Raw genomic sequence first — 15,033 nt, forward strand, 5'->3', positions numbered from 1 at the left:
GGGTCAATTAAAATCTCCAAAAGTCACTTTACGGAAGAAGAAAATTAGGAGTAGATCTCCTGAATAAAAAGTAATCCTTCATTTTTCTAATATGTTCGGGGCGCTGGAGCAGGTGATGATCGAAATAATGTCTTAATGTCTCCTTCGTATGGGTCTTTCTTACTTGGTGGTCCTTCCAGGCAACTTTAAGCATACTTTGAATTTTGGCGCGTCGAGTATCTCTGCCTTTAAACTGATTAATGAAGTTATCAGCCACTTGGTCAAATATCATTTCAGAAAAGTTGACAACATATTTGTTGGCATTTGCGTTGTGTTGGTTCAAAGCATCGATAGCGATATTAATATCTTTTGTTTGAAGCAATGCATCAAAATATTCCGAGAAATCCGCCTCCAGGTCAACAACCAAGATTTCCTTCGCCGGACCGATATATGCAAATAGAGGTGATTGCGCAAGCGGATTGATTACTTGGAAAATATACGCCCCGAAGCATGTTGCCAATGAAACAAAGAGCTGGTTTTTCAATATCCTATTGATCTTTACAAAATAGGTATACAGTACTTCCCAAGTAACCAGATCGCCATTACTCAATGATAATCCCGCTTTATTTCCGTGTACCTCAAAATGTAAGTAAGGACGCATCCCATCTGGGCTACAGGAATCAGTTATTAATTTCAAAACCTCGTCCAATTGGTGATAATTAACAATATCAACAAGGTCAACATGAAAGTCCTGCATCAGACCGGCTCGTCTCAATAAAATATCGTTGAATAAATTGGTTCCGGTTTGAACCTCTCTCTTCGGTAACGATTGGATAACATAAATTGTATTGAATTGGATCTGTTCTTTCATAGATTAGTTTAGGTTAAAATTGAAGATCAAAAATACACAAGAATAATAGTTATCCTCAACCTATTTTATCGGTTAATTTATAAAATCCTGTTATTCATCTTCCTAATGTAGAAAGTACTTTTCACACTGGCACACGCGTCGCGTGTGCCTTGCTGATAGGTAAACGCCATGCCAAGTAATAAATATGCAACTCCCGGATGTTAAATTTCATCCGGGTGTATTTGTATACCCGCAGCTCGCGTAAAGGATAGAAACGGATACCGGCCCGTGAAGAAGGCCTGTGCAGTATGAGTGGATAGCCTGGCGCCACGATAGATTTGAGATTTGAGATGTGAGATTTGAGATATGAGATTGAAGATCACTGTTGCATTAGGTGCATCCGGCTTTATTAGTGTATTTTCGGTGCCCTCCAAAGATACTGCCCCCTTTGTTATAATTTCCTTAACGATACAAACAACTCCGCCTGTAATTTCCAGCTGCCATCAATTTTACGCCACATGGCCGAGTAATTGCCGCCTTTGCTGTAAGAGTTTATGGCTGTCCAGGTGCCGGTTTCCCAGGCCATGATGCCGTTATCGCCTACGGTAATGGTTACGGGAGTACGTACATAAGCTACGGTTTTGTTGATTTTAAATAGCTGTTTCCAGCCTGCGGCTATGCTATCTTTCCCGGTAGTGGTAATTCCCCTGCCTATAGTTTGCACAAAATCGGGTAGCCAGTATTTGGATATGCCATCTACATCGTGTTTGGCAATGGCATTATTTGATGCTGCTCTTGAAGCTTTAATAATTTCTATGTCCGCTTTATAATCTGTCTGTTTGAAGGCAAACAGTGCGCTTAACAACAATAGAAGTGGTAATTTAAACAGGAACGACATAGCTGATATGGTTAATAGGTGTTTGGTACAAGTTAGTTATTATCCCGGTTATAGCGCTTAATTTTTATATTTTAATGAAACAGTTCGGTTTTAGACAAACATTGGCTTTGAACGCCGGCTACGACTCACCCCGGCTACGCTGCGCTGGCCGACCCTATCTCCGGCTGCGCCGCAAAGAGGGTTGAGAAACATTGGCTTTGAACGCTGGCTACGACTCACCCCGGCTACGCTACGCTGGCCGACCCTCTCTCCGGCTGCGCCGCAAAGAGGGTTGAGAAAATAAAAAAAAACTTTTCCGCCCCTCTATGCGACGCAGTCGGAGAGAGGGGCAGACGGGCGGAGCCTCGTCGGGGTGAGTCGACTCGCCGACATGCGATATACGCCACTTTCCCCTTCATAACATTGCGAGTAACCATCAGGATGATCCTGAAAAAAATGGGGATGACGTATTGGCTTTAGCGCATCACAACAACTATGTCATTGCGAGCGCAGCGTGGCAATCGCGAACTGTGCAAGTCCGCCATACAAAGTTCGCGATTGCTTCGTTCCTCGCAATGACATAATTAATAATACTAACAATCAGCAACTTAAAAACACGTCACTATAATATTTTACAACTCAGCTTACCCTTAAGTTAACATAACAATGCCAGTAGTTCATCTATTTTTAAACAACTTTTAAAAAGCCTCAAAACAAAAAAAGGCCCCAATAAGGAGCCTCTTTTATATATAAAGTATATAATTTTATACAGAAAAACTTTCGCCGCAGCCGCAGGTACGGCTGGCGTTAGGGTTATGGAAATTGAAGCCTTTGCCGTTAAGGCCATCGCTAAAATCAAGTTCGGTACCGGCAAGGTACAGGAACGATTTCATATCCAGTGCCATACGTACGCCCTGGTCTTCAAAAAACTGGTCGCCTTTTTTTTCTTCGTTATCAAAATCCAAATTGTATGATAAACCCGAGCAACCGCCACCCTGTACAGAAACACGCAGAAAATACGAGGCATCAAGCCCGCCATCCTGCATCAGGTGTTCTATTTTACTTTTTGCTTTATCAGTTACAGTTACCATTCCCTTAGTATCTAGTAGTAAGTATCAAGTAGTAAGATTTGATTGTTAAATAAATATGTTACTACCTGATAGTATCATTTAATTCAGCTGGCAGGTATCAAGGTAGCTTAAAAGTATGCATCAAAAATCTTGATACTTACTACTTGATACTTGCTACTCAATTAATGGTGTACTTTTTCGCTTTCAATCGGCGCTAAACCGTTTTTAACGCGGAAATCGTTGATTGCTGCTTTGATGGCATCCTCTGCCAAAACTGAACAGTGAATTTTTACCGGTGGTAAAGCCAGTTCTTCAACAATATCCATGTTGTCAATTTTCATTGCATCGTCGATGCTTTTGCCTTTTAACCACTCGGTGGCTAAAGACGAAGAAGCAATTGCCGAACCGCAACCAAAGGTTTTAAATTTTGCATCGGTGATAACATTGTTATCATCCACCTCAATTTGCAGGCGCATTACGTCGCCGCATTCAGGTGCACCAACTAAGCCGGTACCTACTTTGTGGCTGCTTTTATCCAAAGTGCCCACATTGCGGGGGTTAGTGTAGTGATCGATTACTTTATCTGAATATGCCATTTTTTTGTTTGTTATACGTAGTACGTTTTACGTATTACGTTGATTGTTATAATTTATCGAATTAAAAAACGTACCACGTAAAACGTACTACGTATAACGTATTTAGTGTTCTGCCCACTCAATGGAGTCAAGGTCGATGCCTTCTTTAAACATTTCCCAAAGTGGCGAAAGTTCGCGCAGGTGGGTAACCGAGTTTTTGGTTACTTCAACAGCGTAGTCAACTTCTTCTTCGGTAGTAAAGCGGCCCAGGCCAAAACGGATTGATGAGTGTGCCAGGTCGTCTGACAGGCCTAAGCTTTTCAGTACGTACGATGGCTCTAACGAAGCTGATGTACAGGCCGAACCCGATGATACAGCTAAATCTTTCATGGCCATCATTAAGCCTTCGCCCTCAACGTATTTGAAAGAGATATTGGCAACGTGTGGTAAGCGGTGCTCAACGTTTCCGTTTACATAGCTTTCTTCCAATACGGTTAAAGCTGCTTCCAGTTTATCGCGTAAAGCAGATAAACGTTTGGCTTCGCTTTCCATTTCAAGGCCGCAAAGCTCGCAGGCTTTACCCAGGCCAACAATGCCCGGTACGTTTAAGGTACCTGAACGCATACCGCGCTCGTGGCCGCCACCGTCCATTTGTGCGGTAACTTTAACACGCGGTCCTTTACGGCGAACGTATAATGCGCCAACGCCTTTAGGGCCGTATATTTTGTGAGCAGATAGTGCCAAAAGGTCGATACCATCAGCATTAACATCAACAGGTATTTTACCAACCGCCTGTACAGCATCTGTCATAAACAGGGCACCGTATTTGTGGGCAATTGCAGATATTTCTTTTATAGGTTGGATAACGCCAATCTCGTTGTTGCCATACATTACCGATACCAGGATAGTTTCGCTGGTCATGGCGGCTTCTAATACGGCAAGATCAACAAGGCCATCTTCTTTAACCGGCAGGTAAGTAACCTTACCACCTAATTTTTCAACGTGTTTACAAGCGTCAAGTACGGCTTTATGTTCGGTAACGGTAGTTATAATGTGGTTACCTTTGTCTTTATACATTTCAAACACACCCTTAATGGCAAGGTTATCTGATTCGGTTGCGCCCGACGTGAAGATGATTTCTTTTTCGTTTGCGCCTATCAGTTTGGCCACTTGCTCGCGTGCATAATCAACACCTTCTTCGGCTACCCAGCCAAACGGATGGTTACGGCTGGCGGCATTACCAAATTTTGTGGTAAAATAAGGTAACATTGCCTCTAAAACCCGTGGGTCCATCGGTGTTGTTGCGTTATTATCTAAATAAATGGGGATATTCATGTGCTGTGCTATATTAACAGTACAAAGATAAGTAAGTTTTTATTTAAAATCATTCAAAATAAAGTGTATTTTATCAAAGCTGACCATTAATTTACAATATTTGGACATGAACAAAGTTGAACATATTGGCATTGCCGTAACCGATATTCATGTTGCAGGCAACATATATGAAAAGCTTTTAAATACTTCAGTTTATAAAACCGAGACCGTAAAAAGCGAAGGAGTACTGACCGCTTTTTTACAAACAGGCCCCAACAAAATAGAACTACTACAGGCCCTGAATGACGATAGCCCGATAGCCAAATTCATAGCCAAAAAAGGGGAGGGGATACACCATATTGCATTTGAGGTAGATGATATAGTTGCCGAAATGCAACGGTTAAAAAGTGAAGGCTTTGTGCTGCTGAATGATGAACCTAAGCAAGGGTCAGATAATAAGTTGGTTTGTTTTGTGCATCCAAAGAGTGCGAATGGGGTGTTGATTGAGCTATGCCAGGAAATAGAGTCAAGAGATTAGAATCAAGAATTAAGATGGATCCTGGTATAGAAAACGATATTGCTTCGTTTGAATCAAATCATAAATTGATCATTCCCGATGATCTTAAAGATTATTTTCGAACGTTTAATGTTCATGTTTATAACCTTGATATGTTTTTCTTTTATGGTATTGATCAATTCAAATCAGTAAAGGATGAAGTTGGTGATTGGGGGGATTACAGGGATATTGTAAACACTTTGCCAACGCATCAGGAATGCTTCGTTTTTAGCGATTATTTTTGTCACTTATGGACTTACGCTATCAGATTATATGATGGGGCATCTGAAAAAAATGAAGTGTATGTTATTTGTGGCAATAGCTTCAAGACAGTTGCCAACTCATTTAAAGAGTTTTTGGAAATTTATTTTAGTGAAGAATGGGATGGCATTTTTATTTAATTAAAACTGCCAATTGAGTTCCGTCCCCTAAGGGTCTCTTTGAAAAAGGACCCTGAGGCATGTGGAGCACAATCTTATTCGATAAGCAGAGTTTTATACAGCCATCGTATTTTCGACTGGCATTGGCCCTTCAGGTCCTCTATCGAGAGACCCGAAGGGGACAGGAAGCGTTTAGGTTCGTGTTGCGGGTTGCGAGGGTCGAGGTGGGGGAAACAGGTCGGCGGATTTTTTGATACATGTTTGATAGATGACGTGGATTGAAGCACCCCGCAATCCGACCCTCGCAATCCGCACCAAAATACCGCCTGCAATTCTTTTTACTTTTGCCTTTTGAATTTTGAATTATTTCATTACATTTGCGCCTCTTTTAAAGACTACAGAAGATAAGTTTATATATAATGAAAAAAGATCTGCATCCAAAAAACTATAGATTAGTTGTGTTTAAAGACATGTCGAACGAATATGCCTTTATGACTAAATCTTGCATCGATACACGTGAATCCATTAAATGGGAAGACGGTAACGAGTATCCATTGATCAAATTAGAAATTTCGCACACATCGCATCCTTTCTATACCGGTAAAATGAAACTGGTTGATACTGCTGGTCGTATCGATAAATTCCGTACACGTTACAACAAGAAATAATTGCTTGTTTAATTAAATATTTACAAGTCTCCCGACGTATCGGGGGACTTTTTTTATTTTTGCGCCATGGCTCTTATTCTTTTCGACGATAACGCACACCAAACTTTACTGCCGCTTACCTATACCCGGCCCGTTGCCGATTTACGCATTGGTATTATGACCATTGCCGAAAAATGGGCTAAGCACTTAAATGCAACCACCTCATTCCATACGCTTGATTATTTGCAGGCCAAATTCCCTGCAAAAGTTGAGGCCGATAACCTGTTTATCAATGGCGCCGTTTGCCCTGATGAAGGTTTGCTGGAGGCTATAGGCAATTTGCAAACAGGCGAGGCATTAAAATATAACGACCAGTTGTTGGCTGTACGATTAAACCAGGCCGGTGCAGAAAGTTTTAACCCCGAATCTGTTTTCGACAAAATTATAGCTTACACCTCTCTTTTTGTATCAATAAAATATCCCGAAGATATTTTCAGGAAAAATGATATCGAACTGCGGAAAGATTATCAGTTGCTTACCAAAGGCCGCACGAGTGCTGCTATAAGCGCTACCAACGTAGTTATTGGCAACGATTTTTTTGCGGAAGAAGGTGCTGTTGCCGAATGCTCGACATTTAACACTACCAATGGCCCCATTTATCTATCTGCTAATACCGAGATTTGGGAAGGTACCCACATTAGGGGGGCTTTTGCCATTTGCGAGCACTCGCAGGTTAAAATGGGCGCGAAAATTTATGGCGCAACAACAGTTGGCCCTTACTCAAGAGTTGGCGGCGAATTAAACAATGCCGTAATCTGGGGCTATTCATCTAAAGGGCACGAAGGTTATTTAGGTAACTCGGTACTTGGCGAATGGTGCAATATCGGCGCCGACAGCAACAACTCCAACCTGAAAAACAATTACGACGAGGTGAAGCTTTGGGATTATAATACCATGCGCTTTCGTAAAACAGGCCTGCAGTTTTGCGGCTTGATTATGGCCGATCATTCAAAATGCGCCATTAATACCATGTTTAATACCGGTACTGTAGTAGGCGTTAGTGCTAATGTATTTGGCGCAGGTTTCCCGCGTAATTTTGTGGCCGATTTTTCATGGGGAGGCGCACAGGGTTTTGAAGTTTACACGCTCAAAAAAATGTTTATCACCGCCCAAAAAGTATTTGACCGCCGCGACCACCGCAATTTTGACGAGGTAGAACAAAATATATTGGCCAAAGTATTTGAATTAACAGAGGAGTATCGGAGGTTTTAGTGGGTGGTTGAGTAAGTTGATTGGGTTGATTAAGTTGGATTAGGTTGATTAAGTTTTAATATCTTCCAATTAAATCGACTCAATGCAATGCAATCCAACTCAGTCCAACTCAATCAACTTATTCAACCTAATCCAACTCAATCAACATAATCTAACTAAATCAACTTAAAATAAACACAATGAGAAAAAAAATTGTTGCCGGAAACTGGAAAATGAACCTTGACTATAACGAAGGTTTAGGTGTATTTACCGAAATCATTAACATGGTTAAAGACGAGGTTACCGGTGCCCAGGAAGCGGTTATTTGCAGTCCTTTTATCCATATCAACAGCCTGGTGCAATTGGCAAAAGGTTACAATAAAGTTTCTGTTGGCGCTCAAAACGCCCACCAGGCCGAAAGCGGTGCTTATACCGGCGAAATTTCTGCCCGGATGATTAAATCTATCGGCGCGGCTTACGTTATTCTTGGTCACTCGGAGCGCCGCCAGTATTTTGGCGAAACCAACGAACTTTTGGCTAAAAAAACTGATACCGTTTTAAAACACGATTTACGCCCAATATTCTGCATCGGTGAAACTTTGCAGGAGCGTGAAGCTAATGAGCACTTTAATGTAATTAAAACGCAATTGGTTGAAGGCGTGTTTCATTTAGATGCTGCCGAGTTTGGCAAACTTGTATTAGCTTATGAGCCGGTTTGGGCTATAGGTACAGGTGTTACCGCATCATCAGCGCAAGCTCAGGAAATTCATGAGTTTATCCGTAAAGAAATTGCTGCCAAATACAGCCAGGAAGTTGCCGATAGCACCACCATTTTATACGGCGGGAGTTGCAACCCTAAAAACGCTGCCGAACTGTTTGCCTGCCCCGATATTGATGGCGGCCTGATAGGTGGCGCGTCCCTAAAATCGCGCGATTTTGTGGATATCATTAAAGCGTTTAATTAGATTTGAGATGTGAGATATGAGACGGGCTGCACTTGTCCGGCTGTTTGATCATATCTCAAACAGAAATAGCTATCGAACGTTAGATAGTGAGATTTGGGGTTAATCTCAAATCTCACATCTAATATCTCAAATCTAAAACATGAGAACTTTTCTCCCGCCACTTATTGCATTTATGGCATTTTCGGTGTTTGTTATTACAAGCGCTTATGCCAGTACTATGCAGATAGGGGATATGGGCGAGGGTAACGTACATGCATTTATGGCCTGCTTTTATTACTGCTGGCCTTTATACTTTATTTGCGCCATACTTACCCAATGGATTGTTATTGTGCCTGTTTGGGAAAGCTTTGTGTTGCGGTCGGCTGTTGGGGCATTAGTTACATTTATAATTGTAGCTGTTGTTTGTGCGCTTGCCGCCGGCGGGATTGCTTATTTTATATGGGACGATCAATCGGGCTACGATAACCTTATTGGGCTTACTACCATCATGTTAATGATACAGCTGGCTTACTGGGCTATTAATTTTTTTATATTGTTTTTAGTAACAGGGAAGGCTGTTAAGCTGAAGCGGGAGACCAAACATGAAACAGTTGCTGCCGAAGAGTAGAAGCAAAGAAAAATTATGTCATTGCGAGCGCAGCGCGGCAATCGCGAACCATGCATATTCACCTCGCAAAGTTCGCGATTGCTTCGTGCCTCGCAATGACTTGTGATGAAAATATTATCTTATGAACTACTACGAATTACTTTTTACCACCATAACTACCGAAGATTACCAGCAGGATTTGCTGATAAATGCCCTGGGTGAAATTGGTTTTGATACTTTTGAGGAGCTGGACCTTGGTTTTAAAGCCTATATCCCGGTGGATGCTTTTGATGAAGCTGTGCTCATTGAACAGCTATTGCCATATCGTGATCTGTTTACTTTTAGCTACGAGATAACACTTATCCCGCAAAAAAACTGGAACGAGGTTTGGGAAAGTAATTTTGAGCCGATAGAAATTAACGACAAAATTTATGTAAGGGCAACTTTTCATCCTGCCAAGCCGGAGTTTCCGTATGAAATAGTGATAGACCCCAAAATGGCTTTTGGTACCGGCCACCATCAAACCACATCAATGATGCTGGCGCTGATGCTGGAAAATGAGTATGCAGGTAAAAACGTATTGGATATGGGCTGCGGTACTGGTATCCTGGCTATTATGGCCTCCAAATTAGGCGCCGCAAAGGTAACTGCTATTGACTACGACCCTGTATGCTACGAGAGCACCATCGAAAACTCTGCTTTAAACAATATTGCAAATATTACCCCGCTGTGCGGCTCAAAAGAGGCGATACCTGATGAGCAATACGATACCATACTGGCCAACATTAACCGCAACATCCTGTTAGACCAGATGAAGCGCTATGCCGAAGTATTAAAACCTGAAGGTGAGATCTATTTCAGCGGTTTCTACGAATCGCCCGACCTTGATATCATTACCGACGAGGCACGTAAATACGGCCTGAAGTACATTATCCACAAAAAGGATAAGGATTGGGTGGCTGCCAAGTTTGTGAAGTAAGAGTGTCTGAACCGGAATTTGTCGAATTTATAGAATTAAAGAATTCTAAAAATTCCATAATTCGATGAATTCTGGTTCAGACAAATTTTACCTAATACCCCAACGTAAACCTTCTTTTTACAAACTGGTTGTTTTCCAGTTCGTCAAGTATGGCAACGGCCATGTCTTCTACACTGATATCTGCATGGCCGGCTTCATCAAATACGGGTTCATCGGTACCTAAGCGGAATTTTCCGGTGCGCTCGCCCGGGTGCAGGTTGATGGCGGGGCTTAAAAATGTCCAGTCAAGGTCTTCTTCTTTTTTAAGGATGTTTAGGTAATCGCGGGCTGCGGTGGCACCTGCTTTCCATTCGGCGGGGAACTGAGGGGTATCAACCAACTGTAAGCCAGGAGCTGCATACAAACTACCCGCACCGCCAATAACCAATAAACGTTTTACGCCCGATTGTTTTACAGCCTGTTGAATAAGTTCTGATCCTTTCAGGAAATCGTTATACAGATTTGGATTGGCCCAGCCTGCGTTAAACGAACTCACTACGGCGTCGTGGCCCTCAAGTGCAGCTGCAAGCTTATCGGTGTCAAAAATATCAACAGCAACGGTTGTAAGCTTATCGCTGTTAACTTCAATAGTTTGAGGATTGCGGGCTATGGCGGTTACATCGTATCCGCGTACCAAAGCCTCGGCTAATACTGCTTTGCCTACAAAGCCGGTTGCGCCTATCAGTGCTAATTTCATAATTGTTGTTTTTTATATTGTAATTTAATTTGTTACAGTTTTGTGTAAATTTTTTTTACTCGAATTTGCTGCTGAAATCAGCCAGTGTCATTGTTTTTAGTTTGTTAAAAATGGTGGTATCAACCTCTTCGGCCAAATCATCCAGATGTTGGCTTATTTGCTTCCCTATTGAGCATGCCGGGTTAGGTTTATTTTTTGCCTGGCCCAGGGCTGGTGCAACTTTTACGGCCCTGTAGACATCGCTGAAGGAAATTTTATCGGGCGGCAGGGCCAAACTATAGCCACCGGCTTTACCTTCTTTACTGGCTATTAAACCGTATTTGCGCAGGTTGCTAATTTCTTTACGTACCAACACAGGATTGATATTGATGCTGCCGGCAATATAATCAGACGACAAAAGCTCGCCCGGCTGCGCATTAAGCAGGGTAAGGATATGTACTGCTATCTGAAATTGTCCGTTCATCTGTAATTTTAATTATTACAGTACAAAGGTAGTTATGTTAATTTAAAAACCAAACTATGTTTAACTGTTATTTTTTTAATTACAGTTTTGTGATAATTCGCCGTTTACCTCGGACACTAAAATCATTTACGGGAAGCTTTGCTTATATTGTGCCACCTGAATTGCCCGTTAGGACAGGTAAACCGAACCACTTTAATTTTTTATGGGCCTATTTAACATTTTTAAAAAGAAACCTGCTCCACCGGCGAATGAGCCGGCAGCTGGATTGCAGCGTTTAGAGAATCCGCCTGAATTGTTGATGTTTAAATTGCTTTTTATTGATAAGCCAGAGCTTAATTTTAATAAAATATTAACCGAAGCGAAAGCGTATTTCACAAACATCGAGGGCTCGGAGAATGAGAACTCTTTTTTGTTTTCTTTCCCTGGTGTTAAGATTGAGTTGGCAGACGCAATTATATATGCACAATGTATTATAGCCCAAAACGAAAATGTAAGCTTGCCCGAAACTGCTTTTCAGCAAAACTGGAATTGGCAGGAGGCTAATGAGGTGGCCAATGAATGTAAATACGAAGTATTGGTTACCGATATGTTTTCGCGAACCCTTGAATATAAGCAAAGGGTAAATTGGTTTATGAACTTTTTGGTGGCTGTAATCAGGGCCACTAAACCCGATGCTATTTACTCTTTTCATGGCCAAAAAATAATTAAGCCTACCGATTTGATACTTAAATGGGATAGTGCAGAAAAAGAGGTTTTATACAGCATATGTAACGTAAGGCTTTATAACATAAGCGATTCGACGGAAGGTGAATTACTGATGGATACCATTGGGCTTCATTCACTTGGTTTACCTGATTTTCAGGTGAGGTTTGTGGATTTTGAGGCTAGCGAAGTTGCCGGGTTGTTATGGAATTACGCTTATTATATTTACGACTACGGAGATGTGATAGAAAACGGGAATACGCTGGAAGGTACTATAGCCGGCACCAAATGGAAATGCGAAAGAACTGTATCGCCCCTTGATCCGGAGCGGGTTATTATCAACGTGCAGCCTAACTAAATTTCATGTTAACTAAGCTGACACAAGCAGCGTATTTTACGAGTTTGAACATTGATTATCAGCTAGGCATTGATGTTAAAAAAAGGATGAATGAAACTTGCTTAGCGATCTGTAACGCAGGTAATTGCGATTTATTTTGTCTGTTTGCGTTTTTAAATAAAATATTGTGCAAATTAGTTGATAATTAGCGTGATAATAAATATTATTGCAAGGTAATTAACTTTTGCGAAACCTTTACAATTATTGAATTCACATGAAAACACTTGGAAAAAAAATCAGACTATTACGTCATCAAAAAGGGTGGAGCCAGGAGGATGTTGCAAAACGGTTAGATATTTCCATTCCCGCTTTCTCGAAGATCGAGACAGGAATTACTGACATTAATTTATCGAGGCTTGAACAAATAGCAACTTTGTTCGAAATGTCGGTAGTTCAGCTACTTACGTTTAATGATTCCGATCAGGATCAAAAATTTGTTAACGAATTAGAAACAGTTAACAAACGTTTAATGGATCGTGAAACCGAAGTTATCGATCTGCAGAAAAAGGTGATTGAGCTGTTTGAAGAGCTTAGGCACTCAAAAGCTACCGCATAAATTTAAACCCGGCTGCAACCGGGTTTGGTTAAAATGTACAACGCATTGTTAAATGTTTTTTGCCAAATGTAGCCCCCACGGCCGCATGAATGGCAATCATTTTCTCATTAAAATCTCCAACCCAGGATAATTCCAGTTCGTCGTATTGTTTTAAAGGCAAAACGTATTCTTTAAGCTTAATAAATATCGCCGATTCCAGGCCGTGTTTCTGGTATTTTTGCTTGGTACCCATTACTATCGCCCGCATACGCGATACACCTTTCCAACGATAATACAAAAATTTAAGCTTACCAATCAGGTCGAGTTTGCCGTTTACAGGTTTAAGCATCTGGTTAGCATCGGGCAAAATGATAACAAATGCAGCCGGTTCATCATCGATGTAGGCAAACCAGATGAGTTTTTCGTCCATCAGCGGCTTCATTTTTTTAAAGCTTTCGGCAATGGTAGCCTGGGTAATTGGAACAAAGTTTTCAAAATCCTGCCAGGCATCGTTATAAATCTCGATAAAGTCGGCAGCAAACTTCTCCATTTTCTTTATCTCGAAGTGCCTGAAATCGTACCCCGGCTTTTTGATAACCCAATTGGCAATTTTTGTAAACCGCTCAGAAAAAGGCTTGTTTACATCCAGGTGATTGGTGATTTGCTCGTACAGTGTTTTAAAACCATAGTCTTCAAAAAATGCCCGGTAGTACGGAAAATTATAGTTCATGCCGTAGGAGGGGTGAGTGAAACCCTCTACCAGCAGTCCCCAAAAATTATCATTCTCGCCAAAATTGATAGGCCCGTCCATGGCTTGCATGCCATTATCCTGTAACCACTTTTTTGCGGTATCAAATAACAGGAAAGCAGCCTTTTTATCGTTGATGCATTCAAAAAAGCCCATGCCACCGGTTGGCTGCTCATAATGGTAGGCTTTTTTATTATTGATGAAGGCAGCAACACGGCCGATTATCTTGCCGTTATCATCGGCCAGAATCCAGCGGGTGCACTTGCCATCCTGGTGGAAGTTGTTTTTTGCAGCATCAAATACCGCTTCAATATCATTATCCAGTGGGCAAACCCAGTTTTTGTCGTCCTTGTACAACGTACGTGCAAGGTTTAAAAATGCTTTTTTTGATGCTTTATCTTTTACTTCGGTTATAATCATAGGAGGGCTAAATATAAAAAAAGCATTCAGGGCATGTGCTGAATGCTTTACAAATAGAGCTATGTATCGTCAACGATTAAAAATCGTCGTCATCGTCATCATCGAATGAATCATAACCTCTGCCCAGATCGTCGTCTAAAGGCCCATCAAAATCATCATCATCGTCTTCAACTTTTTTCTTTTTAGGGTCGAGACTCAGATCGTCATCGTCATCAAGGTCGTCATCAGAATTGTCGATCTTCTTAGTGGTTGGTTTTTTTGGCGCTCCCATTGTAATGGATTTTATTTGTAAAACTTTGTCAATAATACTTTAAATCGGTCAAAAAGCAGGAATTTTTTTAAAGCTTTTATTTCCCGTTTCAATAGTAAAAATAATCAAAATCATTTTTATTAAAAACAGGAAATAAAAATTATTCTGTTTGTTCGCCAATGGCTACGGATGTGCTTGTAAAATCCTTAATCTGAGGTAATTCCTGTATGCTGTTGATTCCAAAATAATCCATAAAAAGGCCGCTGGTGCCATATAATATGGGTTTTCCGAGCGCTTCCGACTTCCCGGTTATAGCTATCAGCTCTTTTTCGAGCAGTTTTTGGATCGAATAATCGCAGTTTACACCACGGATTTGTTCTACATCGGTTTTGGTTACCGGCTGTTTATATGCAATAATGGCAAGGGTTTCCAAAGCAGCCTGGCTCAATCTTTTTTTAGATCGTTGTAATTGCAACAGGTTGATAACCGGATGATATTGTTTTTTGGTGAAAAACTGGTAGCCGTTACCAACTTTTACCAATTCGATAGCCAGGTTATCGTCGCTATATTTTAACTCGATGCCTTTTAGACTCTCGTTCACTTCATCGGCCGTAAAATCGCGTTCAAAAGCAGCCTGAAGGCAATACATGATCTCTTCCAACCGTATACCTTGTTCAGATGCGAAGATGAGTGCCTCTATATGTTTTTCCATGAGTTGTGAGTTGCAAGTTATGAGTTGTGAGTAATAAACAG

At 41.2% G+C, this 15,033-nt stretch carries 19 protein-coding genes; 9 read left to right on the forward strand and 10 right to left on the reverse strand.

The annotated features are described in order from the left end of the window. Positions 1-28 precede the first annotated feature (28 nt). The 5 genes from AC1DU2_RS12005 to AC1DU2_RS12025 form a co-directional block, all read right to left on the reverse strand. Positions 29-850 carry a hypothetical protein gene (locus tag AC1DU2_RS12005; protein WP_477384633.1) on the reverse strand — a complete coding sequence of 274 codons (822 nt, stop codon included), beginning with the start codon at positions 848-850 and terminating at the stop codon, positions 29-31. Between the two features lie 430 nt (positions 851-1,280). After that, positions 1,281-1,727, reverse strand: a complete 447-nt coding sequence (locus AC1DU2_RS12010) for a YybH family protein (protein WP_477384635.1) — start codon at positions 1,725-1,727, stop codon at positions 1,281-1,283. Between the two features lie 743 nt (positions 1,728-2,470). Continuing rightward, positions 2,471-2,797, reverse strand: a complete 327-nt coding sequence (locus tag AC1DU2_RS12015; protein ID WP_091144685.1) for a HesB/IscA family protein — start codon at positions 2,795-2,797, stop codon at positions 2,471-2,473. 161 nt (positions 2,798-2,958) lie between these two features. Further along, on the reverse strand, positions 2,959-3,372 hold the full coding sequence (iscU, locus tag AC1DU2_RS12020) for a Fe-S cluster assembly scaffold IscU (protein ID WP_147059619.1): 414 nt from the start codon (positions 3,370-3,372) through the stop codon (positions 2,959-2,961). Positions 3,373-3,474: 102 nt separating this feature from the next. Further along, positions 3,475-4,686 carry an IscS subfamily cysteine desulfurase gene (locus tag AC1DU2_RS12025; protein ID WP_477363020.1) on the reverse strand — a complete coding sequence of 404 codons (1,212 nt, stop codon included), beginning with the start codon at positions 4,684-4,686 and terminating at the stop codon, positions 3,475-3,477. 106 nt (positions 4,687-4,792) lie between these two features. Between AC1DU2_RS12025 and mce the strand changes: the two genes are divergently transcribed. The 7 genes from mce to prmA all read left to right on the forward strand — a co-directional run bounded on the left by mce (position 4,793) and on the right by prmA (position 10,029). Beyond that, on the forward strand, positions 4,793-5,203 hold the full coding sequence (gene mce / locus AC1DU2_RS12030; RefSeq protein WP_477384637.1) for a methylmalonyl-CoA epimerase: 411 nt from the start codon (positions 4,793-4,795) through the stop codon (positions 5,201-5,203). A 14-nt stretch (positions 5,204-5,217) separates the two neighbouring features. After that, positions 5,218-5,622 (forward strand): SMI1/KNR4 family protein, encoded by a 405-nt coding sequence (locus tag AC1DU2_RS12035; RefSeq protein ID WP_477384639.1) that lies wholly within the window; start codon positions 5,218-5,220, stop codon positions 5,620-5,622. A gap of 398 nt (positions 5,623-6,020) precedes the next feature. Next, positions 6,021-6,269 (forward strand): type B 50S ribosomal protein L31, encoded by a 249-nt coding sequence (locus tag AC1DU2_RS12040; RefSeq protein ID WP_090646940.1) that lies wholly within the window; start codon positions 6,021-6,023, stop codon positions 6,267-6,269. Between the two features lie 66 nt (positions 6,270-6,335). After that, entirely contained in the window at positions 6,336-7,520 is a 1,185-nt protein-coding gene (locus AC1DU2_RS12045) for a putative sugar nucleotidyl transferase (protein ID WP_477384641.1), read from the forward strand. Between the two features lie 179 nt (positions 7,521-7,699). After that, positions 7,700-8,464 (forward strand): triose-phosphate isomerase, encoded by a 765-nt coding sequence (gene tpiA / locus AC1DU2_RS12050; RefSeq protein WP_477384643.1) that lies wholly within the window; start codon positions 7,700-7,702, stop codon positions 8,462-8,464. A gap of 139 nt (positions 8,465-8,603) precedes the next feature. Next, positions 8,604-9,071 (forward strand): hypothetical protein, encoded by a 468-nt coding sequence (locus tag AC1DU2_RS12055; protein ID WP_477384645.1) that lies wholly within the window; start codon positions 8,604-8,606, stop codon positions 9,069-9,071. A gap of 121 nt (positions 9,072-9,192) precedes the next feature. Beyond that, entirely contained in the window at positions 9,193-10,029 is an 837-nt protein-coding gene (gene prmA / locus AC1DU2_RS12060; RefSeq protein ID WP_477384647.1) for a 50S ribosomal protein L11 methyltransferase, read from the forward strand. 91 nt (positions 10,030-10,120) lie between these two features. On the opposite strand, the gene AC1DU2_RS12065 is transcribed toward prmA, so the two are convergent. Both AC1DU2_RS12065 and AC1DU2_RS12070 read right to left on the reverse strand, forming a co-directional pair. Beyond that, on the reverse strand, positions 10,121-10,765 hold the full coding sequence (locus AC1DU2_RS12065; RefSeq protein ID WP_477384649.1) for an NAD(P)-dependent oxidoreductase: 645 nt from the start codon (positions 10,763-10,765) through the stop codon (positions 10,121-10,123). Between the two features lie 55 nt (positions 10,766-10,820). Beyond that, positions 10,821-11,228, reverse strand: a complete 408-nt coding sequence (locus tag AC1DU2_RS12070) for an Rrf2 family transcriptional regulator (protein WP_477384651.1) — start codon at positions 11,226-11,228, stop codon at positions 10,821-10,823. 202 nt (positions 11,229-11,430) lie between these two features. Between AC1DU2_RS12070 and AC1DU2_RS12075 the strand changes: the two genes are divergently transcribed. Then, a complete protein-coding gene (locus tag AC1DU2_RS12075; protein WP_477384653.1) occupies positions 11,431-12,288 on the forward strand; it encodes a DUF4261 domain-containing protein in 858 nt (285 codons plus the stop codon). A 253-nt stretch (positions 12,289-12,541) separates the two neighbouring features. Then, positions 12,542-12,883 carry a helix-turn-helix domain-containing protein gene (locus tag AC1DU2_RS12080; RefSeq protein ID WP_477362988.1) on the forward strand — a complete coding sequence of 114 codons (342 nt, stop codon included), beginning with the start codon at positions 12,542-12,544 and terminating at the stop codon, positions 12,881-12,883. A 28-nt stretch (positions 12,884-12,911) separates the two neighbouring features. Here AC1DU2_RS12080 and AC1DU2_RS12085 read toward each other — a convergent pair whose 3' ends face one another. The 3 genes from AC1DU2_RS12085 to scpB all read right to left on the reverse strand — a co-directional run bounded on the left by AC1DU2_RS12085 (position 12,912) and on the right by scpB (position 14,992). Next, entirely contained in the window at positions 12,912-14,030 is a 1,119-nt protein-coding gene (locus AC1DU2_RS12085) for a GNAT family N-acetyltransferase (RefSeq protein ID WP_477384655.1), read from the reverse strand. A gap of 76 nt (positions 14,031-14,106) precedes the next feature. Next, positions 14,107-14,301 carry a hypothetical protein gene (locus AC1DU2_RS12090; RefSeq protein WP_477362982.1) on the reverse strand — a complete coding sequence of 65 codons (195 nt, stop codon included), beginning with the start codon at positions 14,299-14,301 and terminating at the stop codon, positions 14,107-14,109. 139 nt (positions 14,302-14,440) lie between these two features. After that, a complete protein-coding gene (gene scpB, locus AC1DU2_RS12095; RefSeq protein WP_477384657.1) occupies positions 14,441-14,992 on the reverse strand; it encodes an SMC-Scp complex subunit ScpB in 552 nt (183 codons plus the stop codon). Positions 14,993-15,033 lie beyond the last annotated feature (41 nt).

Source organism: Mucilaginibacter sp. P4_C11 (genome assembly GCF_056402115.1).